We start from the raw sequence: 25,087 nt of genomic DNA on the forward strand, positions 1-25,087 counted from the left end.
CGGACGGGACGGGCCGTCACGCGCGCTCGCCCGGCGCCGTGCCCGCGGGCCCGCCCGGCTGCTCGTCCGGCTGCCCGCCCGCCTGCTCGTCCAGCTGCTCGTCCGGCTGCTCGTCGAGGCGCGCGTGCAGCCGCTCCCGGATCTGGTCGGGCGTGTAGGCGCGGCGGCGCCGCTCCGCCCTGGCGATCACGGCCCCCGTCGCGGCGACGCCGACGAAACCGGCGATGCCCAGCGCTTTCCACCATCGCATGCGCCTAGGCTAACGATCGTGCCGGACACCAGCATCCCGCTCGACGAGGCCGCCGAGCTGACCCGCACCGGGGACGTGTGGCTGTTCCGCGGCCGGACGGTCGCCGACCGCGCCATCCAGATGACGACCAACAGCCCCGTCAACCACGTCGGCATGTCCGTGGTCATCGACGACCTGCCGCCGCTGATGTGGCACGCCGAGCTCGGCCGGTCGCTGCCCGACCTGTGGTCCGGCGGCCACCACCGCGGCGCCCAGCTCCACGACCTGCGCGACGCCGTCCTCGCCTGGGGCACCCGGTACGGGCAGCGGGCGTGGCTGCGCCAGCTCGACCCGCCCGCGTCCCGGGCGATGGAGGACGCGGCGCTCCGCGCGGTCGCCCGCCTCGACGGCACCCCGTTCCCCTCGACGTCGCGGCTGGCGTCGCGCTGGCTGCGCGGCCGCGTCCCGATCCGCCGCCCGGCCGAGCGCGACCCGGACCTGGAGACGGCGTTCTGCGCGGAGATCGTCGCGGTGACGTACCAGTCGATGGGCCTGCTGCCGAAGGGCCGCCGCCCGAACTGGTTCGACCCGGGCCGCTTCTGGAGCGGCGACGACCTCGAACTGGAGACGGGGGCGCGCCTGGGCGGCGAGATCTCCGTCCGCCTTCCGAACGCGTAGGCCGCGTCTCGGCGCGTAGGCCGCGTCTCGGCGCGTAGGGCGCGTGGGGCGGCGTCTCGACCGTCGCGGAGGTCAGTGCCGCCGGGCGCGCAGCGACCGGGGGTGGAGGCGGCGGCGGAGGCGGCGCAGGTGGCCCGCCTTCGCGGTGACGAGCCGTCCGAGCCGGTCGGTGTGCTGCCAGGCCTGGTCGGCGGCGGCGTGCGGGTCCGGGTGGGACGGCGCGAACCGGCTGCGGTTGACGAGGTCGGCGAGCGGGCGCAGGTGCCCGTGGGCCTCCTCGCCGACGGTGGACGCGCCGAACCGCGCCACCTCGTGGGCCGTCAGCGTCCGGGCGGTGGAGAGCCCGACGTCCGCCAGGTGGTCGAGCGCCTGCGCCCAGGCCCCCGCGATGCGCTCGGCCGGCGGGCCCGACCGGCGGCGGCGCCGGCGCAGCGACGGCGCCAGCAGCACCGCCAGCAGGTAGCCCGCGGCGAGGACGGCCGCCCCGATCGACGCGAACACCCACCACGGCGTCGGGGCGTCCTCGGCGGCGGCGGGTTTCTGCGGCTCCTTCTGCGCGGTCTTGCCCGGCCCGGGTCCGCGCTGCTGGGAGGCGGCGTTCTTCTGCGCCTGCTCCAGCTTCTGCTGCGTCTCCCCCGCGGCGACGGCGTCGTTCTTCCTCGACCGGCGCGCGTTCTCCGGCAGCGGGTTGAACCGCACCCAGCCGAGCCGCTGGAACTTGATCTCCGGCCACACCATCACGTCGCCGGACCGGACCTGGACGGTGTCGCCCGTCCGCGCGCCCCCGTCGAACCCGACCGTGATCCGCGCGGGCAGGCCGAGCGACCGGGCGAGCAGCGCGTAGGCGGTCGCGAAGTGCTCCGGCGTGCCGCGCCGCCCCTCCCCGAGGAAGTAGTCGAGCTGCCGGTAGCTGTGCCCGGGCGGCGCCGTGACGTCATATCTCGCGTACCGCTTGAGGTACTCGGCGAGCATCGCGGCCTGCTGGATCGGCGACACCGCGCCCCGCGTCGCGGCCTGCGCGAACCGCTTGAACTCGGCGAGCTGGACGGGCGGCCGCGTCGCGCCCGGCCCCCACGGCAGCTCCCGGGCGGCGCGCGCCTCGGCGTCCTGCGCGACGGCCGCGCCCGCCAGGTCGTCGGCGGACCACTCGGGCACCTGCGAGTCGACCGTGTACGCCTGCCCCGGACGGAGGGGCTGCGCCGCGGCGAGGGCACCGCTCGCCGGATCGACGACGACGGCCATGCCGTCCACGCGGCGGGGACGGTCGGCGGCGGGCACCCACACGCCGGGCAGGTCCCGGATGGTGATCCGCTGGCCCGACGCGTGCTCCTTGCCCGGCCGCGGCCCGGCCGGGACCCGGCTCCCCGTCGGGACGAACCGCGCCGTGGACGACCAGGTCACCCCGTCGAACCGGTCGAGGACCGCGAGCCGCTCGATCTCGTCGCGCTTGGAGGTGACCGTGAACATCACCTGGTCTGGGCTGAGGAGCCAGCCGCCGACCCGGTCGAGGGGGCTGACACCGTCGCGCTGCTGCGGCGGCGGCGCCTGCACCTGCTCGCGCGGATCGTACGGCTCCGCGCGGACCGGGACGAGCGGGCCCATCGCGAACGCCAGCCCGCCGAGGACGGCGGCGCACGGCAGGCCGAGCGCGAGGGTCCGCCAGGCGGGGCGGGCGTCGGGACCGTCCGACCGGACGAGGACGAGCACGCCCACCAGCACGACGGTCGCGGCGGCGATCGGCAGGTTCGAGCCGGGGCCGTCCACGCCCAGCAGGAGCGCGACCGCCCACACGCCGAGCACCGGGACGGCCGGCGCCGCCCGCAGCGACGTGCGCAGCGCCGTCTCCGCGGACGCGAACGCCGCCAGCCACACCAGCACGTGCACCAGCATCAGGAACTCCGGCTTGGCCGGGGCGGGCAGCAACGTGGTCAGGATCGCCTTCCACGAGCTCAGCACCCCCTCGCGCAGCGTCTGCGGCAGCGTCCCGTCGCCCAGCGCCGGACGCAGGACGGTCACCGCCGCCGTCCCCGCCCAGGCGACCACCGTCAGGACGAGCGAGATCCACAGCGGCCACGGACTCCTGGCCCTCCCGCGGCTTCCTCCGCTCGCGGAACGCTCCCCGCCGACTCCGCCGTTTGCGGCGCCTTCGCCACCGGCTCCGCCGCTCGCGGCGTCCTTCCCCTTGGCCTTGCGGGGGCCGGACAGCAGCGCCGACAGCACCGTCGGCACGATTGCCGCCACGGCCGCCACCGGCACCACCGGCCCGAGCCCGAAGACCCGCTGGAACGCCAGCCCGGCCACCGCCGCCAGGCAGGCCGTCACCACGCAGGAGACGTACCGGGTCACCGCGCGCTCCCGAGCCGCCGCCACGCCTCCGCCAGCGCGTCCAGGTCACCGAAGTCGAGCACGTGAACGCCCGGCGGCGCGGACGCGGGCCCGGACGGCCGCACCCGCAGCACCACGATCCGGTCGAACCGGCTCCGGACCGCCGCGACCCGCCCCAGCTCCGCGTCACCCGGCGCGACGACGACCAGCGACCCGCCCGCCCGCACACGCCGCACCACGTCCACCGTGGACCGCGGACCCGGCTCCGGAGCCACCGCCGTCAGCCGGTCGAGCAGGACCTCCACGTCCTCCGGACCGCCGCGCGTGTCGGCCACCGGACCCGTGCCGGTCAGGACCCGCACCGGGAAGTTCGCGCGCGCGGCCGCCGTCGCCACCGACGCCACCGCGTCCACGGCCAGCTCGAAGTCGTCGGGCTCCGGCCACGACTCCGGACGCGCCTCCAGCACGACCGTCGTCGTCGGCAGGCTCGCGTCCACGAGCTGCCGGACCATCAGCGTCCCCGTCCGCGCCGACGACTTCCAGTGGATGTGGCGCAGCTCGTCCCCGACCACGTACTCGCGCAGCGCGTGGAACGTCGCCGTCCCCGCCGGGGACCGGTCGCTCGTCGGCCCGTCCAGATGGTGCGCGCGCCCCGAGGGCAGCAGCGACAGCGGCACCGTCCTCGGCCGGACGAGCAGGACCTGCGGCTCCCCGTACTCCCGGACCCGCCGCGCCAGCCGCAGCGGGTCGGCCCGCACCAGCCGCAGCGGCCCCACCGGGATCCGGCCGCGCCGGTCCGTCGGCAGCCGGTACGTCACCGTCCGCCCGCCGCCGGGCCGCAGCCGCGGCACGTCCACCGCGACCTCCGCGGACCCCGCCGCGTCCCGCGCCGTCACGCCCCGCACGCCGCGCCCCGCGTTCGTCACGGTCAGGACGCCGACGGCGGGCTCGCCCCGCCCCACCTTCGCGGGCGCGATCTCCCGGCGCACCTCCAGCCGCGGCCTCGGCAGCGTCCACAGCGCCGCCGCCGCGACCGCCGCGAGGCCCGCGACCGCGAGCACCGCCGGCTCCGGGTACCCGAGCCACCAGCCCGCCGCGTACAGCGCCGCCGACACGGCCGCCGTCCCCCATCCGAGCGGCGTCAGCACGTCACACCCCGGCGGCCTGCGGTGTCGGCACGCTCGCGAGGACCTCGCCGACCACGTCGGCGCCGCCGCGCCCGCGCAGCTCCGCCTCCGGCGTCACGATCAGCCGGTGCGCGATGACGGGCACCGCGAGCGCCTTGACGTCCTCGGGCACGATGTAGGACCGCCCGGCCGCCGCCGCCCGCACCCGCGACGCCCGCAGCAGCGCCAGGCTCGCCCGCGGGCTCGCGCCGAGCCGCAGGTCGGGATGGTCGCGCGTCGCCGCCACGACCCGCACCACGTAGTCGTACAGCGGCGCGGCCACGTGCAGCCGCTGCGCGAACTCGATCATCCGCGCGACGTCCTCGCGGCCCATCACCGGCGGCATCGAGTCCAGCATCGCGCCCGTCGGCGCGCCCGCCAGCACGGCCACCTCGGCCTGGTGGTCGGGGTAGCCCATCGAGATCCGCATCAGGAACCGGTCGAGCTGCGCCTCCGGCAGCGGGTACGTCCCGTCCATGTCGACGGGGTTCTGCGTCGCGATCACGAGGAACGGGCGCGGCACCGGATGCGGCGTCCCCTCCACGGTCACCCGCCGCTCCTCCATGACCTCCAGCAGCGCCGACTGCGTCTTCGGCGACCCCCGGTTGATCTCGTCCGCCACCACCAGGTTCGCGAAGATCGGCCCGGCGTGGAACTCGAACGCCGACGTCCCCTGGTTGAAGATCGACACCCCGGTGATGTCGCTCGGCAGCAGGTCGGGCGTGAACTGGATCCGCGCCCACTGCGCCTCCACCGACGCCGACATCGCCCGCGCAAGCGTCGTCTTGCCGACGCCCGGCACGTCCTCGACCAGCAGGTGCCCCTCCGACAGCAGGCAGATCAGCGCCAGCTCGACCTTGTCGCGCTTCCCCCGCACGACCCGCTCGACGTTCGCCGCCAGCGCCGCGAACATCTGCGCGAACCGCCCCACCAACGCCTCCGCGTCCACCCCCGCGCCCACCCCGGCGCCCACTGCCGCGTTCTCGGTCATCAGGTGCACTCCCAAAGCGGCGGCGAGAAATTGTCGGTCCCGGACCCCGACGTGACGACGAACAGGTCGCTGATCCAGCCGGTCACCCCGTTGTAGGTGATCTGGTTCCAGATCACGCTCGACCGGTTGGCGCTGTTGAAGGTGTCGGTGTAGCGAGGACCGGAACGCTGGCAGTGCACCGTCACGGCACCGTGGTAGCCCTTCGGGATCGAACCGACCCTCCCGGCCGTCGGGCTGGGCTCTGAGCGGATCAGCGTGTTGGTGTCGTCGTCCCAGTGCATGTTGTAGCTGCCCGATCCCTTCGCGGGGTCGAGCGTCACCGACTTGGGCGCGGACGTGGTCTCGCCCGCACCGTTGCTCGCCGTGACCGTGTAGGTGTAGGTCTGCCCGGCGCCGTTGGTGAGCCCGCCCACGTCGGTGGACGTGCCGCTCAACCGCCCGCTCGGGGCGTTCGGACCGGTGACCTTGTACGTGACCTGGTAGCCGGGCACCTGCGACCACGACAGGCTGGCGGTGTGGTTCTTCGCCGTCGCGTCGAGGACGGGCGCAGCCATCGGGGCCTGGCAGGCGGTGGCGCCTACTTCGCCGGACGGGCTGTAGGCGGTCCTGTTGTCCTTGCCCTTGTACTCGGCGGCCACCTTGTACATGTGGGTGGTGGTGTCGCAGGCCAGGCCGCGCACGGTGAAGGTGCCGCCCTGCGAGGTGCCGGGGAACTGGGACGGGCTCGCGGCGGTCACCGGCCGGTCGCTCTGGTCGAGCAGGACGAACCGGGTGACCGGGTAGACGCCCTGGGGTTGCGCGGCGGGCGTGAAGCGGACGGTGACGGCGCCGTTGTCACCGGACGCGGCAGGCGTGGGCGGGTCGGGCGCGGTCGGGTCCTTCTTCGGCGGCGGCTGGGCGGGGCGGTTGGGCGAGTTCGGCGGGTTCTGGGGGTTGGCGCCGGTGGAGCCGCCGGGGCCTCGGCCGCCGCCGTTGTTGCGGTTGCCGTTGCCGTTGCCCGGGTTCGGGGCGGGGATGGGACGGCGCGCGCCGCCGGGGATCTTGTCGTCGTACTTTTGGATGCGCCTGACGGCGCCGCTCTGGTCGAAGGCGAGCGCGGTCGAGCCGTTGGGGTCGTTGACCCAGAGCATGTGGTCGCGGACGAGGACCTCGATCGTCCCGCCGGGGCGGGTCGCGGTGATCGGGCGCTCCCAGGCGTTGCGGTCGGTGTTGAAGACGAGGAGCCGTCCGGTCGTACGGTCGGGGAGGTAGACGCGGGGGCCGAGGACGTGCGGTGCGTCGAGCTGGTGGCGCGCCATGCGGAGGGCGATGGAGCTGACGCGTCCGACGCCGGTGTCGAGCAGGTAGAGGGAGCCGCCGGTGCCGAGGATCGGGACGACGCTTCCGTCGGCGACCTCGGGGACCTTGACGGCGTCGCCCGCCTTCGCGACGGGCGCGGGCAGGTTGATCTTCTGCGCGCCCTCCGGGCGGACGATCAGCGCCGTCGCGGCCGTGCCGTCGGTGACGACGGGCGCGCCCGCGGCGATGGTGAGGGCGAGGTGGTCGCCGCCGCGTCCCACCGTGACGGGCGTGCCCTGGCGGCCGTTCTGGAAGGGGACGACCTTGCCGTCCTGCGGGGTGGGGACCCAGAGGGTGCCGCGGGCGTCGATGCCGGCCTTGGCGAGCGGCGCGGTGAGCGCGGCGGCCTGGCCGATCGGGGTGAGCTTCAGCGGGTCGATCTGCTGGACGGCGCCCTTGGCGAGGTCGACGGTGTACGCGGCGCCCGCGCCCGCGACGACCTGGAGCGCGGACCCGCCGAGCGCGCGGCTCTGGGTGATCTTGAGCTGGGACGGGTCGATGCGGCTGACGACGCCGGTGTCCTCGTCGATCAGCAGCACCGTGGCGCCGTCCTGAACGATCTTGATGTGGTGGCCGCGCATCTGCGGGATGACGGCGGTCTTGCCGTCGACCTTCCCCGCGAGGCCGTTGGCGTGCACGACCAGGCCCTTGGCCCCCGCGCTCAGCCAGGCGCCGACGTCGGCGAGCTTGTAGCGCGCGCTCGCCGTGCCGACGCCGTAGACGAGGGCGCCCACGCAGAGCACCCCGACCAGGCCGATGGCGATCTGCCCCGTGACCCGGTCGCGCCGTAAGACGCCGCGCGGGCCCCTGGCCCGCGCTGATGTTCCCTTCCCGCTCATCCCCGTCACCCTCTCGTCGCGCCGTGGCCCCCGCTCCGGACCTCGCGGCGGCATCCGTGCCGGCCGGCGCCCGTCCCCGCCCGGCCGCCGGTGGACCGGCGGGCGGGAGCCCCGCGCCGGGGAGGAGCCTCACCTCGGCGCGATGGGCACATTAACGGTTGTGAGGCTCACACGATAAGACGATTTAGCGCACCCCACCGACAGAACGCCGATACTGCGGCGGATGCGGACGGGTGCGGGTGACAGGGATCACATGCCGCCTGACCGGCTGGTCAGAGGCGTTCCGGGCCCGGGGCGCCGCTCCGGCCGGGGACGGGGGCGGGCGGCCGGAGGCCCTCCAGGAGGGCGAGGAGCGTCCGCTCGGCCTCCTCGCGCGTCCGGGCGCGGTCGTCCTCGTCCGCCCGGGCGATGAGCAGCGCCGCCTCGATCATCGCGCTGAGCAGCAGGTGGGCCAGGAGGTCGACGGGCTGCGGGACGAGGACGCCCTCCTCGATCGCCTGGGCGAGCACCGTCTTGGTGAGGCCGAGCCCGTACTCCGCCTCGATGGCGCGCCAGTCGGCCCAGCCGAGGACCGCCGGGGCGTCGGTCAGCCCGATCCGCAGGACCTCGGGCTCCCTGGTCACGTCGAGGAAGGCCGCCAGTCCGGCCCGGAGCCCGTCCCAGGCCCCGCCCTGCCCCGCCGGAGGCCCCTCGGCCGGGGCTTCCGACGGGTCGGGCAGGACGTCCAGCACTGCGGCGGCGATGCGGTCGGCGATCTCCTTCTCCAGCTCGACGAAGACGGCGCGGAACAGCGCGGCCTTGTCGCCGAAGTGGTGCCGGAGGGCGCCGCGCGTCAGGCCCGCTTCCGCAACGATCTGCTCGGCGGTGACGTCCGCGTAGCCGTGCTCGGCGAACAGCCCGCGTCCGGCGGCGATGAGGGCCGCGCGCGTCTCGCGCGTCCGGTCCTCCTGCCGCCGGCGCGGGCTCACGCGCGCGCGAAGGCGGCGACCAGTCCCGCCAGCTCGTTCGGACGGTCCTCGGGGATGAGGGTGTAGGAGTCCTCCACCAGGGCGACGCGGGCGTCCGGGAAGATGTCGGCCAGCCGGCGCGCGAGCGACACGGGGAACAACCGCTCCTCCTTCGCCCACGCCAGCAAGACGGGCCGATCGTACTCCCCGAACGTCCGCGCGGCGTCCAGGGTGTGGCGGTGGTGGACGCCGCTGAGGAACCTCCGCACGTCCCGGCGGACGGCCCGGCTCCTCCTGGCTGGGCCCAGGTACGACTCGGCGACGTCCTCGGGGATCGGCCGCTTGGCGAGCCACCCGAACGCGATCGGCAGCCGGCGCATGGCCGGGATCCGCATGAGCTGCGCCAGCGGCCACACGAAACCGGGGACGCGCCCGAGCAGGACCAGCGGCAGGAACACCTTGGGGAAGAACACCTCCAGGCTGTCGCAGGAGGCGAGCACGACCCGCCCGACGCGTTCGGGGCGCCGCGCCATGAGGATCTGGACGAGCGCCCCGCCGGTGTCGTTGGCGACAAGGGTGACGTCGGTGAGGTCCAGTGCGTCCAGGAAGGCTCCGATCATCGTGGCGACCCCCGGCGGGCTCAGGTCCGCGTCCGGCGGCATGGGGATGTCGTGCGAGCCGAGCGGCCAGTCCGGCGCGATGCACCGGTACCCGGCCTCGGCCAGCGGCGGGACCACGTCCCGCCACAAGTCGGCGTTGACCAGCAGGCCGTGCACGAACACGACCGGCGGCCCGTCGCCGCGCTCCCGGTAGGCGATCTCTCCCTGCGGCAGGGCGGCGGTACGCCGCGCGCCCAGCTCCTCGTTCGCTGCCATGCGCACCAGAGAAACATACATCCCGCATGTATGTAAATGGTCCGGACCGGTCCCAACCGGGTCGAACCGAACGCGGGCGTTATCCGCGACGTCCTAGTGTTGGGCATCGCGAACGACGACTCCGAGGTGGACGTGGAAACGGTAAGCATCGCCGGACTGTGGGACCGAGTGACGGGAACGCAACCCGATCCGCCGTGGTGGCTGGTCGTCCTCGTCGGGCTCATCGCCCTCGCCTCGGTCGTCCACGGCCCCACCTGGCGCGTCGCCCGCAACACGGTGACGATCGCGCACGAGGGCGGGCACGCGCTCGTCGCCCTCGTGACCGGGCGGAAGCTGGACGGCATCAAGCTCCACTCCGACACCTCCGGCGTCACCGTCTCGCGGGGCAAGCCGCACGGGCCCGGCATGGTCTTCACCGCGATGGCCGGGTACCTCACCCCGCCGCTGCTCGGCCTGCTGTTCGCCGTGCTGCTCGCGGCGGGCCGCATCACGCTCATGCTCTGGTTCTCGCTCGCGCTGCTCGCCGGCATGCTCGTGATGATCCGCAACGCCTACGGCGCGCTCTCCGTCCTCGCCACCGGCGCGATCATCTTCGCGGTGTCCTGGCTGGGCAACGCCGAGGTCCAGGCCGGGTTCGCCTACCTGGCCGCCTGGTTCCTGCTGCTCGCCGCCACCCGTCCGGTGGTGGAGCTGCAACGCATGCGCGCCCGGCACATGGCGCCGAGCTCCGACGCCGACCAGCTCGCGCACCTCACCGGCGTGCCCGGCCTCGCCTGGGTCAGCCTCTTCGGCGCCATCGCCCTGGCCGCGCTCCTGCTGGGCGGCGCCCTCCTCGCCCCGGACTCCAGCGCCTTCCCCGACCTCCCCGGCCCCGGCATCTAGGGCGGGCCGATGACCCCACCACCCCTGGACGTCCGCTACATCGCGGACGCCTTACCCGACCCCGACACCGACCTCGCCTTCCTCCTGGACGACGTGGCCTGGGACGACCGCATGCACGCGCGCCGGACCGCCAGCTTCGGCGTCCCCTACAACTACTCCGGCCAGTACTACGACCCCGCGGCCATGCCGCCGCGGATCACGGCGATCGCGGCCCGCGCCGCCGAGTACGCCGGGCATCCCTTCAACAACTGCCTCGCCAACCTGTACGAGACCGGCGACAACACCATGGGCTTCCACCAGGACTCCTATGACGGCCTCGTCCCGGAGAGCGCGATCGCGATCGTCTCCCTCGGGGCGACCCGTCCCCTGGTGTTCCGCAGCCTCGACAAGGCCCACCGCACCGAGCTCGCCCTTGAGCACGGGTCGTTGCTGCTGATGACGGAGGCGACCCAGCGCGCCTGGTCCCACGGCGTCCCCCGCAGAGCGTCCACGGGCCGCCGGGTCAGCCTCACCTTCCGCCGCTTCACCGATTCCGGCGGGGCCTGAAGCCGGAGGACCGGATGCGGTCAGGGACGTGTACGGGTCGCCTGGGCGCGCCCACGATGGTGCATGGCTCACAAGAAGCTCGATCGCGGTTCCTACCATCGCAAGCGCAGGGCGCGCCTCCGCCGGTCGCGCCACCGCTCCCGCCCCACGGCCGGCAAGTCAGGGCGCTGAGCTGACCTGGTCCGCGGCGCTCGGCGGGCCTGTTGCGGCCGGTCAGGGCGGCCGGTGGAAGTAGCTGGTTGACGCGCGGGCGGGGGCGTCGGGAAATGTCCGACGGCACCGATAGTTTCGGCAGTGTGAGCGAACGATGGGACCGGGAGCGCGTCCTCGCGCTGGCGCCCGACGCGGCCGCGGCCAAGGCGGCGGGCGGCGTCGCGCGGCCCGCCAAGTGGTCCGGCGCCGGCTGCGACGGCGAGGCCGTCTGGGGCGAGTGCCAGGGCAGCGGCACGAGCGTCTACCGGACGTGCGCCGACCTCGCCGGGCCCGCGTTCCGCTGCTCCTGCCCGAGCCGCAAGATCCCGTGCAAGCACGCGCTCGGGCTGCTCCTGCTGTGGAGCGACGGCGCGGTCCGCGACGGCGCCCGCCCCGGCTGGGCCGCCGAGTGGATCGAGCAGCGGCGCGACCGCGCCGACCGGGCGCAGGAGCGGCGCGCCGCGTCCACGGCGAAGGCCCGCGACCCGAAGACGGTCGAGCGCCGCGAACGGCGCGTCGACGACGGGCTCGCCGAGCTCGACCAGTGGCTGCGCGACCAGGTCGCGCACGGCCTCGCGCAGGCCGAGAAGGCGTCCTACCGGCTGTGGGACGACGCGGCCCGCCGGCTCGTCGACGCGCAGGCGGGCGCCCTGTCCGGCCCGGTCAGGGCGCTGGCCTCGATCCCCCGGCAGCCGGGCTGGCCCGACCGGCTCCTGGAGGAGTACGCGATGCTGCGGCTGCTCGTCCAGGCGTACCGGCGGCGCGACGCCCTCTCCCCCGCCCTGCGCGACACCGTCCGGGCCCGAGTCGGGTTCACCGTCCCTCAGGACGAGGTCCTGAACGAGGGCGAGCGCGTCCGCGACGTATGGTCGGTGACCGGTTCGCGTGACACCGCGCAAGACCAGCTGACCACGCGCCACGTGTGGCTCCGCGGCCACCGGACGGGACGTCCCGCGCTGGTCCTCTCGTTCGCCCCGCCCGGAGGCATCCTCGACGCGTCCCTCATCGTGGGCACCGAGGTCGACGCCGAGCTGGCGTTCTACCCGGGCGCCCAGCCGCTGCGGGCCCTCGTCGCCGAACGCCACGGGACGCCCGAGCCGAGCGTCCCCGACGGCACGTCCATCGAGGGGTTCCTCCACGAGCACGCCGGCGCGCTCGCGCGGGACCCCTGGCTGGACCGCTGGCCCGCGACGCTCACCGGGATCCGCCTCGCCCGGGGCGGCGACGGCGACCTGCACGCGGTCGACGCCGCCGGGGACGCGCTGCCCCTGCACATGACGTCCCCCTGGCGGCTGCTGGCCATCTCCGGAGGCGGCCCGGTCACGCTCACCGGCGAGTGGATCACCGGGGTGCTCCGCCCGCTGACCGCCTGGCAGGACGACGAAGGGGCCGTGATCCTGTGAGCATCTGGGACGACCACGTCACCGCGGCGCTGCTCGGCACCGAGCGCCGCGACCCGCCCGCCCTGCCGGAGGCCCCCGCCGAGCCCGCCGACGCCGCGGGCCGCCTGCTCGACCAGGCCGCCGTCCTGGCCGTCCGCCGCCGCGCCGGCCACCTCCCCACCCGAGCCTTCCCACCCCAGCCCCAGGCCTTCGCCACCCCAGGCATCCCCGCGAACGGCACCCTGCCCGATCCGGCCGCGACCACCGACAGGACCACCCCCGACGAAACCGACACACGCGCCAGCAGCACCCCGTCCAAAGCAAACACGACCAACCCGGCCGGCGCCCCCACCTCAGCCACACCCGCCGCCAACACAACCGACCCCAACGGCACCAGCGCCGCCCCAGGCACACGCGCCAACGACACATCCGACTCCGCCAGCTCCGGCGGCACCAGCGGCGGTCCCGCCAGCACGACCGACCCCAGCGGCACCAGCGGCGGTCCAGCCACACGCGCCAACGGCACATCCGGCTCCGGCGGCACCAGCGGCTCCGGTGGCTCCGGCGGCGGTCCCGCCAACGACACGACCGACCCCAGCGGCACCAGCGGCGGTCCAGGCACACGCGCCAACGGCACATCCGACTCCGGCGGCTCCGGCGGCGGTCCCGCCAACGGGACGACCGACCCCGGCGGCACCAGCACCGCCCCAGGCGCGTCCGCCAGCGGCACGTCCGGTTCCGGTGGCGTGGGGGCCGCTCCAGGCTCGTTTGGCGGCGGCGCGGGGGGCGGTTCTGCGCCCTCGGCGGGTGCCGGGGCCGGGGCGGGGGTCGAGGTGATCGCGCCGGCGCCCGCCGAGCGGGACCCGGTGGTCCCGGCGGCCGCGGCGGCGCGGCTCGCGCGGATCCTCGGCGGGGAGCAGATCAAGGTCCTTCCCGAGTGGCTGGACGCGGCGGCCGCGCACGGGTGGCGGGTGCCCGCGCGGCTGCTGCCTGAGCTGCTGGAGCGGGGGCGCAGCGACCGGGTGCTGCGGACGTCCATCGCGCGGGCCGCCGGGCGGCGCGGAGTGTGGCTGGCGTTGCAGAACACCGACTGGGCCTATCTCGTCGGGTCCGGCGACGACCCCGGCGGCGGCGCCGACGTGTGGGAGACGGGCACGCGCAACCAGCGGGTGGCGTTCCTGACGCGGCTGCGCGGCACCGATCCCGCGAAGGCCCGCGACCTGCTCGCGGAGACGTGGGCCAAGGAGCCCGCGCCCGACCGTGCGGCGTTCCTCGCCACGTTCGAGCAGGGGCTGGCGGCCGCCGACGAGGAGTTCCTGGAGGCGGCGCTGGAGGACCGCGGCAAGGACGTCCGGCAGCTCGCGTCCGACCTGCTGGCCCGCATGCCCGGCTCGGCGTACGGGCGGCGGATGGCGGAGCGGGCCCGCGCCTGCCTGCGGCCCCGGGTGCGGACCGTCCGGGGGCGGGAGCAGACCTGGCTGCTGGTCGAGCCGCCCCGCGAGCACGACGAGGACCTCGCGCGCGACGGCGTGCCGTTCCATCCGAGCGGGTCGTTCGCGCCGGGCGGCGGGGGCGGGCCGGTCGGCACCAGGGCGGCGTGGCTCCGCGAGATCCTCGCCCGCACGCCCCTCTCCACCTGGACGGAGCTGTTCGGCCTCCCGCCCATGGAGATCGTGTGCCTGCCCCTCGGCATGGGAGCGGACGCGCGCGCCGCCGAGCACGACGGCCGCGCCGCCCGCGACGTCCACATCGGCTGGGCGCGGGCCGCGCTGCGGCAGCGCGACACCGCGTGGGCGCGCGCGCTGCTCAAGGGCGGGGTCGTGGTCGACGAGCCGGAGGCGCTCGCCGACCTGCTCGCCGTCCTGCCCGACGGCGAGCGCGACTCCGCGGCGGCCGACCTGATCCGCTGGGTGGAGGGTCCGCCCGACCTGCTGCGCGTCCTCGAACGGGTCCCGGGGCCGTGGCGGGGCGCGCTCGCCGGGGCGGTGGTCGCGACGCTCGCCACCGCCGCCGGACGGCCCACGCACCGCGACGAGCACGCGCTCACCCGGCTGTGCCGCCTCGCCGACCAGCGGCTCGACCCCGCCGCCGCGTCCCGCCTCGACGATCTCGGCGGCGCCGCGCCGCGCGCCGTCGCCGAGCTGACCGCCACCCTGCGCTTCCGCGACGAGATGCTGAAGGAGCTCATTCCGTGACCGAGAAGCCTGTGCCGGGGTCCCCGGGAGACCGCCTCCCGGGGGAGACCGGTGTCCTGCGGCCGCACGCCGAGCAGGAGTACGCCGGCGAGCTGGCCCGGCTGGCCGAGCACGACGACCGGCCGCGCCCGCCCGGCTGGCGGCTGTCGCCGTGGGCCGTGACGACGTACCTGCTCGGCGGCGACCTCCCGGACGGGACGTCGGTCAGCCCCAAGTACGTCGGCCCGCGCCGGCTGATGGAGGTCGCGGTCGCGACGCTCGCCACCGACCGGGCGCTGCTGCTGCTCGGCGTGCCCGGGACGGCCAAGACCTGGGTGTCGGAGCACCTCGCTGCGGCCATCAGCGGCGACTCCACCCTGCTCGTCCAGGGGACGGCCGGCACCGCGGAGGAGGCGATCCGGTACGGGTGGAACTACGCGCGGCTGCTCGCGGAGGGGCCGTCCGAGAAGGCCCTCGTGGAGAGCCCCCTGATGCGCGCGATGCGGCTCGGGTCCGTCGCGCGGATCGAGGAGCTGACCCGGATGCCGAGCGACGTCCAGGACACGCTGATCACCGTCCTGTCGGAGAAGACGCTGCCGGTGCCGGAGCTCGGCACCGAGGTGCAGGCGCGCAAGGGCTTCACGGTCATCGCCACCGCCAACGACCGCGACCGGGGCGTGAACGAGCTGTCCAGCGCGCTGCGGCGGCGCTTCAACACCGTCGTGCTGCCGCTGCCGGAGACCGCCGAGGACGAGGTCGACATCGTCGCCCGCCGCGTCGGCCAGATCGGCACCGCGCTGGAACTGCCGGAGTCCCCGGCGGGCCTGGAGGAGATCCGCCGCGTCGTCACCGTGTTCCGGGAGCTGCGGTCGGGGCTGACCGGCGACGGCCGCACCCGGCTGAAGTCGCCCAGCGCGACGCTGAGCACCGCCGAGGCCATCTCGGTGATCACCAGCGGGCTCGCGCTGGCCGCGCACTTCGGTGACGGCGTGCTCCGCGCGGCGGACGTCGCGGGCGGCATCGTCGGCGCCGTCGTCCAGGACCCCGTGTCCGACCGGGTCGTCTGGCAGGAGTACCTGGAGACGGTCGTGCGCGAGCGTCCCGAGTGGCGCGACTTCTACCGCGCCTGCCGGGAGGTCTCCTGATGCGGGACGGTCCCGGAGGCCGCCGATGAGCCGCGTCGAGGTCTACGGCATCCGCCACCACGGGCCCGGCTCGGCGCGCGCGCTGCGCACCGCGCTGGAGGACTTCAAACCCGACGCGGTGCTGATCGAGGGCCCGCCGGAGGCCGACCCGATCGTGGAACTGGCCGCCGACGACGGGATGGTGCCGCCGGTGGCACTGCTGGCCTACTCCCCCGGCCAGGCCGCACCGGACGGCACCGGCCGGTCCGCGGCGTTCTGGCCGTTCGCCGAGTTCAGCCCCGAATGGCAGGCGATCCGCTACGCCCTCGGCGCGGGCGCGTCCGTCCGGTTCTGCGACCTCCCGGCCGCGAACCAGCTCGTCCCGCCCACCTCGGACGCCCCGGACACCCCGAGCGCCCCAGACGTCTCGGATGCCCCGGGCGCGCCGGAGGCGCCGGACGCCTCGGACATCCCGAGCGCCCCGGAAGCCCCGGGCGCGCCGGACGCCCCGAGCGCCCCGAGCGCCCCGGACGCCGCGGACGCCGCAGACGCCGCCGAAGACACGCCCAGCCCGACCTCGGACGCGCCGGACGCCGTCGAAGGCACGCCCGGGCCGACCCCGGGCGACCGCGAAGGGGCGGAGGAGAGCATCCGGCAGGATCCGCTGGGCTGGCTCGCGCGCGCCGCGGGCTACGACGACACCGAACGCTGGTGGGACGACGTCGTCGAGCACCGCACCGGCGGACCGTCCCCCTTCCCGGCGATCGCCGAGGCGATGACGGAACTCCGCGCCCAACTGCGCTTGGAGGAAGACGGCGCGCCGTCCGGGGAGGCGCTGCGCGAGGAGCAGCGCGAAGCCCACATGCGCCGGACCCTCCGCCGCGCCCTCAAGGACGGGTACGAGCGGGTCGCGGTCGTCGTCGGCGCCTGGCACGTGCCCGCCCTCCTGGCGAAGACCCCCGCCGCCCACGACGACCGGACGCTGCGGGGCCTGCCCAAGACCAAGGTCGCCATGACCTGGGTCCCGTGGACGCACGGCCGCCTCGCCGGACGCTCGGGCTATGGGGCGGGCGTCCGCTCCCCCGGCTGGTACCACCACCTGTTCACCGCGCCCGACCGTCCGATCGAGCGCTGGCTCACCGACGCCGCCCGCGTCCTGCGCGAGGAGGACCTCCACGTCTCGTCCGCGCACGTGATCGAGGCGGTCCGGCTCGCCGAGACGCTCGCCGCGCTGCGCGGCCGCCCCCTCGCCGGGCTCGACGAGGTCACCGAGGCGACCCGCGCCGTCCTGTGCGAGGGCGCCGACCTGCCCGTCGAGCTGATCCGCAAGCGGATGGCCGTCGGGGAGCGGCTCGGCGCCGTCCCCGAGCGGACCCCGATGGTGCCGCTCCAGCGCGACCTCCAGGCCGAGCAGCGGCGGCTGCGCCTCAAGCCGTCCGCGCTGGAGAAGGAGCAGGACCTCGACCTGCGCAAACCCACCGACCTGGAGCGCAGCCACCTGCTGCACCGGCTCCGCCTGCTGGACGTCGACTGGGGCGTCCCGGCCGAGACGGGCCGCTCCAAGGGCACGTTCCGCGAGACGTGGGACCTGCTGTGGCGGCCGGAGTTCGACGTCGAGCTGATCGAGGCGAGCGCGTGGGGCACCACCGTCCGCGGCGCCGCGACCGCGCGCGCCGAGGCCCTCGCCGCCGAGGCGGAGTCGCTCGCCGACCTCACCTCCGCCGCCGAACGCTGCCTGCTCGCCGACCTCGGCGGCGCGCTGCCCGCCGTGATGGGCGCCCTCGCCGACCGGGCCGCGGTCGACACCGACGTCGGCCACCTGATGTCGGCGCTGCCCGCCCTCGTCCGGGCGCTGCGGTACGGCGACGTGCGCGGCACCTCGACGGGCCCGCTGCGCACCGTCGTGGACGGCCTCGTCGTCCGCGTCTGCGTCGGCCTGCCGCCCGCCGTGTCCGGCCTGGACGACGACGCCGCTCGCGACGTCCTCACCCGCGTCGACGCCGTTCACGGGGCGCTGTCCCTGCTCGCGGACGAGGGCCACATCGAACGGTGGCGCCGCACCCTCGAAGGCCTCATCGCCCGCCCGGACGGCCTGCACGGCCTCCTGGAAGGCCGCCTCACCCGCCTGCTCATGGACGCGGGCCGCCTCGACGACGTGCCCGCCCGGATGGCGCGGGCCGTCTCCACCGGCACCGCGCCCGACCGCGCCGCCGCGTGGGTCGAGGGCTTCCTGTCCGGCGGCGGCCTGATGCTCATGCACGACGAGGCCCTGCTCCGCCTCGTCGACGCGTGGATCTCCGGCCTGCCCGCCGGCTCGTTCACCGACGTCCTGCCGCTGCTGCGCCGCACGTTCGGCGCCTACGCCGCCGCCGAGCGCCGCGCCATCGGCGAGCGCGTCCGCCGCCTCGGCACCGCGCCCGCCCCGCGCCCGTCCACCGAGAACCTGGACACGACCCGCGCCGCCCCCGCCACCACAACGGCCCTCCAGATCCTCGGCTGGACGCCCCACGACCTCAAGCAAGAAGCCGCCGACCACGACGAGCCCGGCCGCGGGGACGCCGACCACGACGAGCCCGGGCGTGGGGACGCCGGACGCGGCGAAACGAAACGTGCCATGGCCGGGCGCGACGGGATCGGAGACGACGAGGCCGGGCGCGACAGGACCGGGCATGACGAGGCCAGGCAGGCCGAAGCCGGGCATGACGAAGCCGGGCATGACGAAGCCGGGCGCGGCGAAGCGAACGGCGACCGGGGCGGGCGCGACTGGACCGCGCGAGGCGAAACCGGGCGCGACGGGAGCGGGCGGGGCGAGGCCCAGGGCGGCGGAACTGGACGGGATGAGGAGGTCGGGTTGGGTGAGGGGGATGGGCGTGGGTGACGGGAATGGTGAGGGGGGCGGCGTGGGCACTGGGGCGCCGGAGAGTGGGGAGCGGCTGCGGCGGTGGCGGTTGGTGCTCGGGGGCGAGAAGGCCGATGGCACCGGGGTTGCGCTCAGCGGCGACGACGCGCGCATGGACGGGGCGCTGGAAAAGCTCTACGGGTCCGGCGACCGCGGCGAGGGCAGGTCGCGGCCGGGGCGGCGCAGCGCCGGGCTCGGCGACTCGGCGCCGTCGGTGGCGCGCTGGCTGGGCGACATCCGCGCGTACTTCCCGTCCACGGTCGTCCAGGTCATGCAGAAGGACGCCATCGAGCGGCTCGACCTGACCCGGCTGCTCCTGGAGCCGGAGATGCTGGAGGCCGTAGAGCCGGACGTCCACCTCGTGGGGACGCTGCTGTCGCTCAACCGAGTGCTGCCCGACCGCGCTCGGGAGTCGGCGCGGGCCGTCGTCCGCAAGGTCGTCGCCGACCTGGAGCGCCGGCTCGCGCAGCGGACCCGGTCGGCGGTCGGCGGGGCCCTCGACCGGTCCGCCCGCGTACAGCGCCCGAAGCGGCTCGCCGACGTCGACTGGGAGCGGACGATCCGCGCGAACCTGCGGCACTGGCTGCCCGAGCACGGGACGCTCGTCCCCGAGCGGCTCGTCGGGTACGGGCGGCGGCGGCAGGCCGTCGAGCGCGACGTGATCCTCTGCGTCGACCAGAGCGGCTCGATGGCGGCGTCGGTGGTGTACGCGAGCGTGTTCGCGTCGGTGCTGGCCTCGGTGCGGTCGCTGCGGACGTCCCTGGTCGTGTTCGACACCGCGGTCGTCGACCTCACCGACCAGCTCCACGACCCGGTGGAGGTGCTGTTCGGCACCCAGCTCGGCGGCGGCACCGACATCAACCGCGCGGTCGCCTACGCCGAGGGCCTGGTCGCGCGGCCCACCGAGACGGTCTTCGTGCTGATCAGCGACCTCTACGAGGGCGGCGACCGGGACGAGATGCTCCGCCGCGCGGGCGCGCTGACGGCCGCGGGCGTCCAGGTCGTGGCGCTGCTCGCGCTGTCCGACGACGGCGCGCCCGCCTACGACCACGACAACGCCGCCGCCCTCGCGGCCCTCGGCGTCCCCGCGTTCGCCTGCACTCCCGACGCCTTCCCCGACCTGATGGCCGCCGCGATCGAGCGCCGCGACCTGAAGGAGTGGTCCGAGCGCGTGAAGTGAGCCCGGCGGCGGGCCGGGCGCGGGGATCAGTGGGACGGGACGCCGGCGGCGGGACGTCGGCGGGGCGAGATCCAGATGCCCCGCGCCAGGAGCAGGACGACCAGCGCGGTCAGCAGGGCGTGGCCTGCCAGGGCGGACACCTGGATCGGGACCAGGGCGCCCCACGCGGCCCACATCGCGACGCGGGCGACCCGGGCGGCGACCACCGTCCACGCGGCGGCGCGGCTGCCCTTCCAGGCGAGGATCACCGCCACCAGCGTGACCACGGCCACGAGCGTGAAGGACCCGGCGACCAGCGGGAGCAGGTCGCCGCGGTGGCCCACGGTGAGGTTCGGCCGGGCGATCAGGATGGCGAGCGCGGCGACGTCCAGCGCGGCGAGCAGCCCGGCGATGGCGAGCCCGATCAGCAGCGAGGGCCCGCGCCGCAGCTTCGCGTGGGACCGCTGCGCCCCGGCTTCGCGGACGCCCTCGTCCGGATACGGCGCGGGGGCGGTTCCGGCGCCGTTCGCGTACGGACCGCCGCCGGGCACGGGGCGTCCGGCGGCGGCACGCCCGGACATCGGGGCGGCGGCATCGACGGTCGGCTCACCCGCGGGAACCCACGGGGACGCCCCGTCCGCGCGCACCGCCCCCGCAGCCGGATCGGCATACCAGCCGCCCTGCGGAGAGCCGGGGCCGAAGGCAGCCGGCGGCCCGGCGGGCGAGTTGGCTGCTGGAGCGGCGGACGAGCCGAGCTGCGGGTTAGGAGCGAACGCGTCGGGCGGCACGGCGGATGGGCTGGCGGCCGGATCGGCGGACCAGCCGCCGACCTGCGGAGGGCCCGGGGCGAAGGCTGCCGCCTGCCCGGCGGGTGGTCCGGGGGCGGGGTCGGTGGGCCAGTCGGCCTGTGGGCTCGGGGGGAAGGCGGCGGGCTCGCCCGGGGGTGGGGCGGGGGTGGAGGTCGCGGGTCTTCCGGGCGCGTATGGCGGGGGTGCGCCGGTCCCGGGGGCGTGCGCTGCCGGTGTGCTGGTTCCGGGGGTGGGGGCGTAAGGCGAGGACGTGGGGGCGTGGGGGGAATTGGGGCCCTGGGCGGGGTGTGGGCTGGGGTGGTGGGGCGGTTGGTGGTTGGGGGCGTAGCCGGGGGACGCGCTTGGGGGCGGGGCAGGGGCTGAGGGGGCCTGGGCGGAGGCCCAGGTGGCGGGGTCCGGGGTACCTGGGAGGGGTGCCGTGCGCGGGGGCGGTGGGGAGGCCGGGGCGGCGGAGCGGCGGGACGGTGCGGTGCTCGCGCGGTCGCCGAGCAGGCGGAGCAGGGCCTCCTCGGACGTGGGGCGGGCGGCCGGGTCCTGGGCGAGGCAGGCGGCGGCGACCTCGGCGATCGGGCCGGGGAGGGCGCTGAGGTCCGGGGTCTCGTGCATGATCCGGTACATGACGGCGGGCAGCGGGCCGCCGGCGAACGGGTCGCGGCCGGTCGCGGCGAACAGCAGCGTGGCGGCCCAGGCGAACAGGTCGGTGGCGGGGACGACCCGGCCGGCGAACTGCTCGGGCGCCATGTAGGCGGGGGTGCCGACGACCTGGCTGGTCAGCGTCGCGCCCGCGTCGAAGGCGCGGGCGATCCCGAAGTCGATCACGCGCGGGCCGTCCTGGCCCATCAGGACGTTCTGCGGCTTGAAGTCGCGGTGCACGATCCCGGCGCGGTGGATGGCGGTGAGCGCGGTCACCGAGCTGATCGCGAGCCGGTCGAGGTCGGCGCCGGCGCGCGGCCCCTCCTCCAGGACGAGCTCGCGCAGCGACCGTCCGGCGACGTACTCGCTGACGATGTAGGGGCGGTCGCCCACCATGTCGGCGGCGAGCATCTGCGCGGTGCAGAACCCGGCGACGCGCTGGAGGAGGGCCAGCTCGCGGACGAACCGGGCGCGCGCGGCGGCGTTGCCGAGGAGCTGGGCGTGCAGCAGCTTGACGGCGACGAGCGGCGGCAGGTCGCCGGGTTCGGCCGGGCGGCCGAGGAACACCACGCCTTGGCCGCCGGTCCCGATCCGGCCGAGCAGCTCGCAGCCCCCGAGACGCGTCGGGTCGGCGGGTTCGAGCGGCAGCGGGCTCGCCATTTCGCACCCCCGTCCGGTCCCCGCGAAAATTCGAGCCTTTCACCGGGCACAAAACGGCGGTGTCCGGCATCAAAGAGTATAGGTTCGGCGAGCCCGGAGCGGGAGACGACGCATGCTTGAGATCCATTCGCGAATTGCCCGGCACAGGGGGCCTCTGGTGTCCCTCGCGGCACTGTGCCTGGCGGGGGGAGTCCTGACGGGCTGCGGCGACGCGGGGGCCACGATCACGCGGCTGACCGTCGGCAGCCCGGGTCCCGACCCGTACACGCTGGTGTCCAACACCGACCAGATGAAGGTGGCCAAGCCGCGGCGGACGGGCGGGACGCGGGACGGCGACACGCCCGGCCTGTACGGGGGCACGCGCCAGGCCGCGAGCTGCGACCAGCAGAAACTCATCGCGTTCTTGCAGGCCAACCCCGCGAAGGCGCGGGCGTGGGCGGGGGTGGAGGGCATCCCGGTGGCCGACATCCCGCGGTACGTGTCGCGGCTGACGCCGGTGCTGCTGCGCGAGGACACGCTGGTGGTCAACCACGGCTGGCGGGACGGGAAGGCGACGAGCGCGCCGTCGGTGCTCCAGGCCGGAATGGGGGTATTGATCAATGGCTACGGCGTGCCGACGGTGAAGTGCAATTGCGGGAATCCGCTGACCCAGCCGGAGAAAAAGATCAGGACGGGGAACGCGTCCTATCGTGGCCACTCCTGGCCGGGTTTCCGCAAGAGCGACGTGACGACGGTCCGGCCGCGGGACGAGCGGAAGGGGACGATCGTCGTGTTCGTCCTCGTGGACCCGGGGGCCACGATGGGCTTCGAGCGGCCGCGCGCCACGGCGGGGAGCGTGGACGGGCCGCCGACCGCGGTGCCGCCGGAGGAGACGGCGCCGTCCGAGTCGCCGACCCCGGTCGACTCGGGGAGCAGCTCGCCCGGCACCGGCGTGCCGACGGACGATCCCAGCACGTCGCCGAGCCCGAGCGTCTCGGTCTCGCCCACGGACCCGGGCCTGATCAGCGAGTCGCCGTATCCGGGCACGTCGGGCGACCCATACGGGACGCCGAGCACGGGTACGGGTGAGGGGACGGGGAACGGCGGGACGGGGGCGTCCGAGCCGTCGACCGGGGAGCAGCCGCAGAACACGATCTCCATGGCGCCGCCGGAGACGCCCGGAGGGGAGCCCTCCGGCACCTGACGGGGGGCATGCGCTACATTTGCTCATATGAGCAGTGCTTCAGATGTCGTCTCCGCGGACGCCTGCGCCGTCCGGGTGGTCGACGCCGAGAAGGTCGCCGTCGTCTCCGCGGCCCTGCCGCCCGCGGAGACGGTCGCCGGGCTGGCGCAGGTCTTCGGGCTGCTGGCGGACCCGGGGCGGCTCCGGGTGATCACCGCGCTGCTCGAAGGGGGAGAGATGTGCGTGTGCGACATCGCCGCGGCCTGCGGGCACTCGGAGTCGGCGGTCTCGCACGCGCTGCGCCTGCTGCGCGCCAGCCGCGTGGTCCGGGTCCGCCGGGCCGGCCGGATGGCGTACTACCGGCTGGACGACTCGCACGTCCGGATGCTGCTCGATCTCGCCCTCGCGCATGTCGGCCACGGGGAGGAGAGCGCATGACGGCGGAACGGGAGAGCGAGCCGGGGAGTACGGCACCGGCCCGCGGGCACGGCCAAGGACACGACGGCCACGGCCCCGAACGCGACGACGACCACGGGGCCGTCAACGGGCACGGGCACGGGCACGGCCATGGGCACGGGCACGGGGTCGCGCCCAACGCCGACCGCCGCCTCCTCGGCGGCGCGCTCGCGCTGATCCTCGCCTACATGACGGGCGAGGTGGTCATCGGTGTGCTGGCCCGGTCGCTGGCCCTGATCTCGGACGCGGCGCACATGATGACCGACGCGTTCGCGATCGTCCTCGCGCTGGTCGCGATGCGGATCGCGGTGCGCCCGCCGAAGGGCGGCTACACCTACGGGCTGCGCCGCGCCGAGATCCTGTCGGCGCAGCTGAACGGGCTGACGCTGATCCTGCTGGCGGTCTACTTCGTCGCCGAGGGCGTCCAGCGCCTCGCCGACCCGCCGGCCGTCGACGGGCGCCTCGTGTTCTGGACGTCGCTGGCGGGCATCGCGGTGAACCTGGCGGCGACCTGGCTGATCAGCCGGGCGAACCGGAGCAGCCTGAACGTGGAGGGCGCGTTCCAGCACATCGTGAACGACCTGTACGCGTTCATCTCCACGGCGGTCGCGGGCCTCGTGGTGTGGACGGCCGGGTTCGCGCGGGCCGACGCGATCGCCTCGCTGGTGGTGGCCGCGCTGATGCTCAAGGCGGGGTACGGGCTGCTGCGGGACGCGGGCCGGGTGCTGATGGAGGCCGCGCCGGCGGGCATCGACCCGTCCGAGCTCGGCACCCGGCTCGCGCGGCGGCCCTGCGTGGAGGAGGTGCACGACCTGCACGTGTGGGAGGTCAGCTCCGGTTACCCGGCGCTGTCGGCGCACGTGCTGGTGGACACCAAGGGCGACTGCCACGCCGTCCGGCGCGATCTCCAGGAGCTGCTGCGCAGCTCGTACGGGATCACCCACACGACGCTGGAGGTCGACCACGTGGACGAGGCCGCGCCCGAGCCCGGTGAGCACGGCCACTGCGAGGACCCGCACGGTCCCCGGCACGTCGCCGACGCGGGCGCGCCGCACCGGCACGCGGGCACCTCGCCCTGCGACCACTAGAGCCTGTTTCTTGGATCAGGTGCGTAGCCAGATGAGCAGGACGGCGATGGTGATGGTGCCGGTGAACAGGTAGCCGCGTTTGTCGAAGCGGGTTGCGACGGCGCGGAACTGCTTGAGGCGGTTGATGGCGCGTTCGACGGTGTTGCGTTGCTTGTAGCGCTCGGGGTCGAAGCCGGGCGGGCGTCCACCGCGGCGTCCGCGGTCGCGGCGGTGCTGCCGCTGGTCGGCCGGCACCGGGATGGTGTGCGCGATCCCGCGTCGCCGCAGATACGCCCGGTTGGCCCGCGAGGAGTAGGCCTTGTCGGCCAGCACATGATCGGGACGGCGGCGTGGGCGGCCCGGCCCCAGCCGTGCGACACCGATGGCGTCCAGGACCGCGACGAACTGCGGGCTGTCACCCCACTGACCGGGAGTGACCAGGAAGGACAGCACCCGACAGCACCCGACAGCGGCCGTCGGCGGCCAGATGAATCTTGCTGGACAGCCCGCCGCGGGAACGTCCTAGTGCTTCGCCTGCCGGGCCACCTCCTCCA

At 75.4% G+C, this 25,087-nt stretch carries 19 protein-coding genes and 1 pseudogene; 11 read left to right on the plus strand and 9 right to left on the minus strand.

Annotated features, from left to right (window positions below; all coding sequences use genetic code 11):
* Positions 1–16: 16 nt before the first annotated feature.
* Positions 17–250 carry a hypothetical protein gene (locus tag E1300_RS31900; protein WP_131760825.1) on the minus strand — a complete coding sequence of 78 codons (234 nt, stop codon included), beginning with the start codon at positions 248–250 and terminating at the stop codon, positions 17–19.
* An 18-nt stretch (positions 251–268) separates the two neighbouring features.
* On the opposite strand from E1300_RS31900, the gene E1300_RS31905 reads away from it, so the two are divergent.
* Positions 269–907: a hypothetical protein gene (locus E1300_RS31905; protein ID WP_131760826.1), complete on the plus strand. Its 639-nt coding sequence runs from the start codon at positions 269–271 to the stop codon at positions 905–907.
* Positions 908–979: 72 nt separating this feature from the next.
* On the opposite strand, the gene E1300_RS31910 is transcribed toward E1300_RS31905, so the two are convergent.
* From E1300_RS31910 to E1300_RS31935, 6 genes are all read right to left on the minus strand, one after another.
* Entirely contained in the window at positions 980–3,253 is a 2,274-nt protein-coding gene (locus E1300_RS31910; RefSeq protein ID WP_131760827.1) for a transglutaminase TgpA family protein, read from the minus strand.
* A complete protein-coding gene (locus E1300_RS31915; protein WP_131760828.1) occupies positions 3,250–4,380 on the minus strand; it encodes a DUF58 domain-containing protein in 1,131 nt (376 codons plus the stop codon). Before E1300_RS31915 ends, E1300_RS31910 begins: the two co-directional genes overlap by 4 nt.
* A gap of 1 nt (position 4,381) precedes the next feature.
* Complete coding sequence (locus E1300_RS31920) at positions 4,382–5,389, minus strand: AAA family ATPase (protein ID WP_165503079.1); 1,008 nt, start codon at positions 5,387–5,389, stop codon at positions 4,382–4,384.
* Positions 5,389–7,566: a fibronectin type III domain-containing protein gene (locus E1300_RS31925; protein ID WP_131760829.1), complete on the minus strand. Its 2,178-nt coding sequence runs from the start codon at positions 7,564–7,566 to the stop codon at positions 5,389–5,391. The genes E1300_RS31920 and E1300_RS31925 overlap by 1 nt, the downstream gene beginning before the upstream one ends.
* 272 nt (positions 7,567–7,838) lie before the next feature.
* Entirely contained in the window at positions 7,839–8,534 is a 696-nt protein-coding gene (locus E1300_RS31930; RefSeq protein WP_131760830.1) for a TetR/AcrR family transcriptional regulator, read from the minus strand.
* Positions 8,531–9,388: an alpha/beta fold hydrolase gene (locus E1300_RS31935; protein WP_131760840.1), complete on the minus strand. Its 858-nt coding sequence runs from the start codon at positions 9,386–9,388 to the stop codon at positions 8,531–8,533. The genes E1300_RS31930 and E1300_RS31935 overlap by 4 nt, the downstream gene beginning before the upstream one ends.
* A 168-nt stretch (positions 9,389–9,556) precedes the next feature.
* On the opposite strand from E1300_RS31935, the gene E1300_RS31940 reads away from it, so the two are divergent.
* From E1300_RS31940 to E1300_RS31975, 7 genes are all read left to right on the plus strand, one after another.
* Positions 9,557–10,270 carry a M50 family metallopeptidase gene (locus E1300_RS31940; protein ID WP_242619513.1) on the plus strand — a complete coding sequence of 238 codons (714 nt, stop codon included), beginning with the start codon at positions 9,557–9,559 and terminating at the stop codon, positions 10,268–10,270.
* A gap of 9 nt (positions 10,271–10,279) precedes the next feature.
* Positions 10,280–10,816 (plus strand): alpha-ketoglutarate-dependent dioxygenase AlkB, encoded by a 537-nt coding sequence (locus E1300_RS31945; RefSeq protein WP_131760831.1) that lies wholly within the window; start codon positions 10,280–10,282, stop codon positions 10,814–10,816.
* Between the two features lie 296 nt (positions 10,817–11,112).
* On the plus strand, positions 11,113–12,411 hold the full coding sequence (locus E1300_RS31950; RefSeq protein ID WP_242619514.1) for an SWIM zinc finger family protein: 1,299 nt from the start codon (positions 11,113–11,115) through the stop codon (positions 12,409–12,411).
* On the plus strand, positions 12,408–14,585 hold the full coding sequence (locus E1300_RS31955; RefSeq protein WP_131760833.1) for a DUF5691 domain-containing protein: 2,178 nt from the start codon (positions 12,408–12,410) through the stop codon (positions 14,583–14,585). Before E1300_RS31950 ends, E1300_RS31955 begins: the two co-directional genes overlap by 4 nt.
* Positions 14,582–15,709, plus strand: coding sequence for an ATP-binding protein (locus E1300_RS31960; protein WP_242619515.1), 1,128 nt, complete (start codon positions 14,582–14,584; stop codon positions 15,707–15,709). Before E1300_RS31955 ends, E1300_RS31960 begins: the two co-directional genes overlap by 4 nt.
* A gap of 25 nt (positions 15,710–15,734) precedes the next feature.
* On the plus strand, positions 15,735–18,566 hold the full coding sequence (locus tag E1300_RS50440; protein WP_242619516.1) for a DUF5682 family protein: 2,832 nt from the start codon (positions 15,735–15,737) through the stop codon (positions 18,564–18,566).
* Positions 18,567–18,588: 22 nt separating this feature from the next.
* On the plus strand, positions 18,589–19,767 hold the full coding sequence (locus tag E1300_RS31975; RefSeq protein ID WP_242619517.1) for a VWA domain-containing protein: 1,179 nt from the start codon (positions 18,589–18,591) through the stop codon (positions 19,765–19,767).
* Between the two features lie 26 nt (positions 19,768–19,793).
* Here the strand turns inward: E1300_RS31975 and E1300_RS53565 are convergent, their stop codons facing one another.
* Positions 19,794–21,848: a serine/threonine-protein kinase gene (locus tag E1300_RS53565; RefSeq protein ID WP_131760835.1), complete on the minus strand. Its 2,055-nt coding sequence runs from the start codon at positions 21,846–21,848 to the stop codon at positions 19,794–19,796.
* Positions 21,849–22,005: 157 nt separating this feature from the next.
* Here E1300_RS53565 and E1300_RS31985 point away from each other — a divergent pair, with 157 nt between their 5' ends.
* The 3 genes from E1300_RS31985 to E1300_RS31995 are packed head-to-tail and all read left to right on the plus strand — an operon-like array spanning position 22,006 to position 24,554.
* Positions 22,006–23,031, plus strand: a complete 1,026-nt coding sequence (locus E1300_RS31985) for a DUF6777 domain-containing protein (RefSeq protein ID WP_131760836.1) — start codon at positions 22,006–22,008, stop codon at positions 23,029–23,031.
* A gap of 27 nt (positions 23,032–23,058) precedes the next feature.
* A complete protein-coding gene (locus E1300_RS31990; RefSeq protein WP_131760837.1) occupies positions 23,059–23,448 on the plus strand; it encodes an ArsR/SmtB family transcription factor in 390 nt (129 codons plus the stop codon).
* Complete coding sequence (locus E1300_RS31995) at positions 23,445–24,554, plus strand: cation diffusion facilitator family transporter (protein ID WP_131760838.1); 1,110 nt, start codon at positions 23,445–23,447, stop codon at positions 24,552–24,554. The genes E1300_RS31990 and E1300_RS31995 overlap by 4 nt, the downstream gene beginning before the upstream one ends.
* A 15-nt stretch (positions 24,555–24,569) precedes the next feature.
* Here E1300_RS31995 and E1300_RS32000 read toward each other — a convergent pair.
* Positions 24,570–25,087, minus strand: a pseudogene (locus E1300_RS32000) (IS5 family transposase); the annotation flags it as partial.

Origin of the sequence: Actinomadura fibrosa, assembly GCF_900659615.1 — a bacterium.
Lineage (GTDB): Bacteria > Actinomycetota > Actinomycetes > Streptosporangiales > Streptosporangiaceae > Spirillospora > Spirillospora fibrosa.

Coding starts and splice junctions, on each gene's coding strand:
- E1300_RS31900 (WP_131760825.1), bottom strand. CDS start 250: ATGCGATGGTGGAAAGCGCTGGGCATCGCCGGTTTCGTCGGCGTCGCC.
- E1300_RS31920 (WP_165503079.1), bottom strand. CDS start 5,389: ATGACCGAGAACGCGGCAGTGGGCGCCGGGGTGGGCGCGGGGGTGGAC.
- E1300_RS31925 (WP_131760829.1), bottom strand. CDS start 7,566: ATGAGCGGGAAGGGAACATCAGCGCGGGCCAGGGGCCCGCGCGGCGTC.
- E1300_RS31935 (WP_131760840.1), bottom strand. CDS start 9,388: ATGGCAGCGAACGAGGAGCTGGGCGCGCGGCGTACCGCCGCCCTGCCG.
- E1300_RS31945 (WP_131760831.1), top strand. CDS start 10,280: ATGACCCCACCACCCCTGGACGTCCGCTACATCGCGGACGCCTTACCC.
- E1300_RS50440 (WP_242619516.1), top strand. CDS start 15,735: ATGAGCCGCGTCGAGGTCTACGGCATCCGCCACCACGGGCCCGGCTCG.
- E1300_RS53565 (WP_131760835.1), bottom strand. CDS start 21,848: ATGGCGAGCCCGCTGCCGCTCGAACCCGCCGACCCGACGCGTCTCGGG.
- E1300_RS31990 (WP_131760837.1), top strand. CDS start 23,059: ATGAGCAGTGCTTCAGATGTCGTCTCCGCGGACGCCTGCGCCGTCCGG.
- E1300_RS31995 (WP_131760838.1), top strand. CDS start 23,445: ATGACGGCGGAACGGGAGAGCGAGCCGGGGAGTACGGCACCGGCCCGC.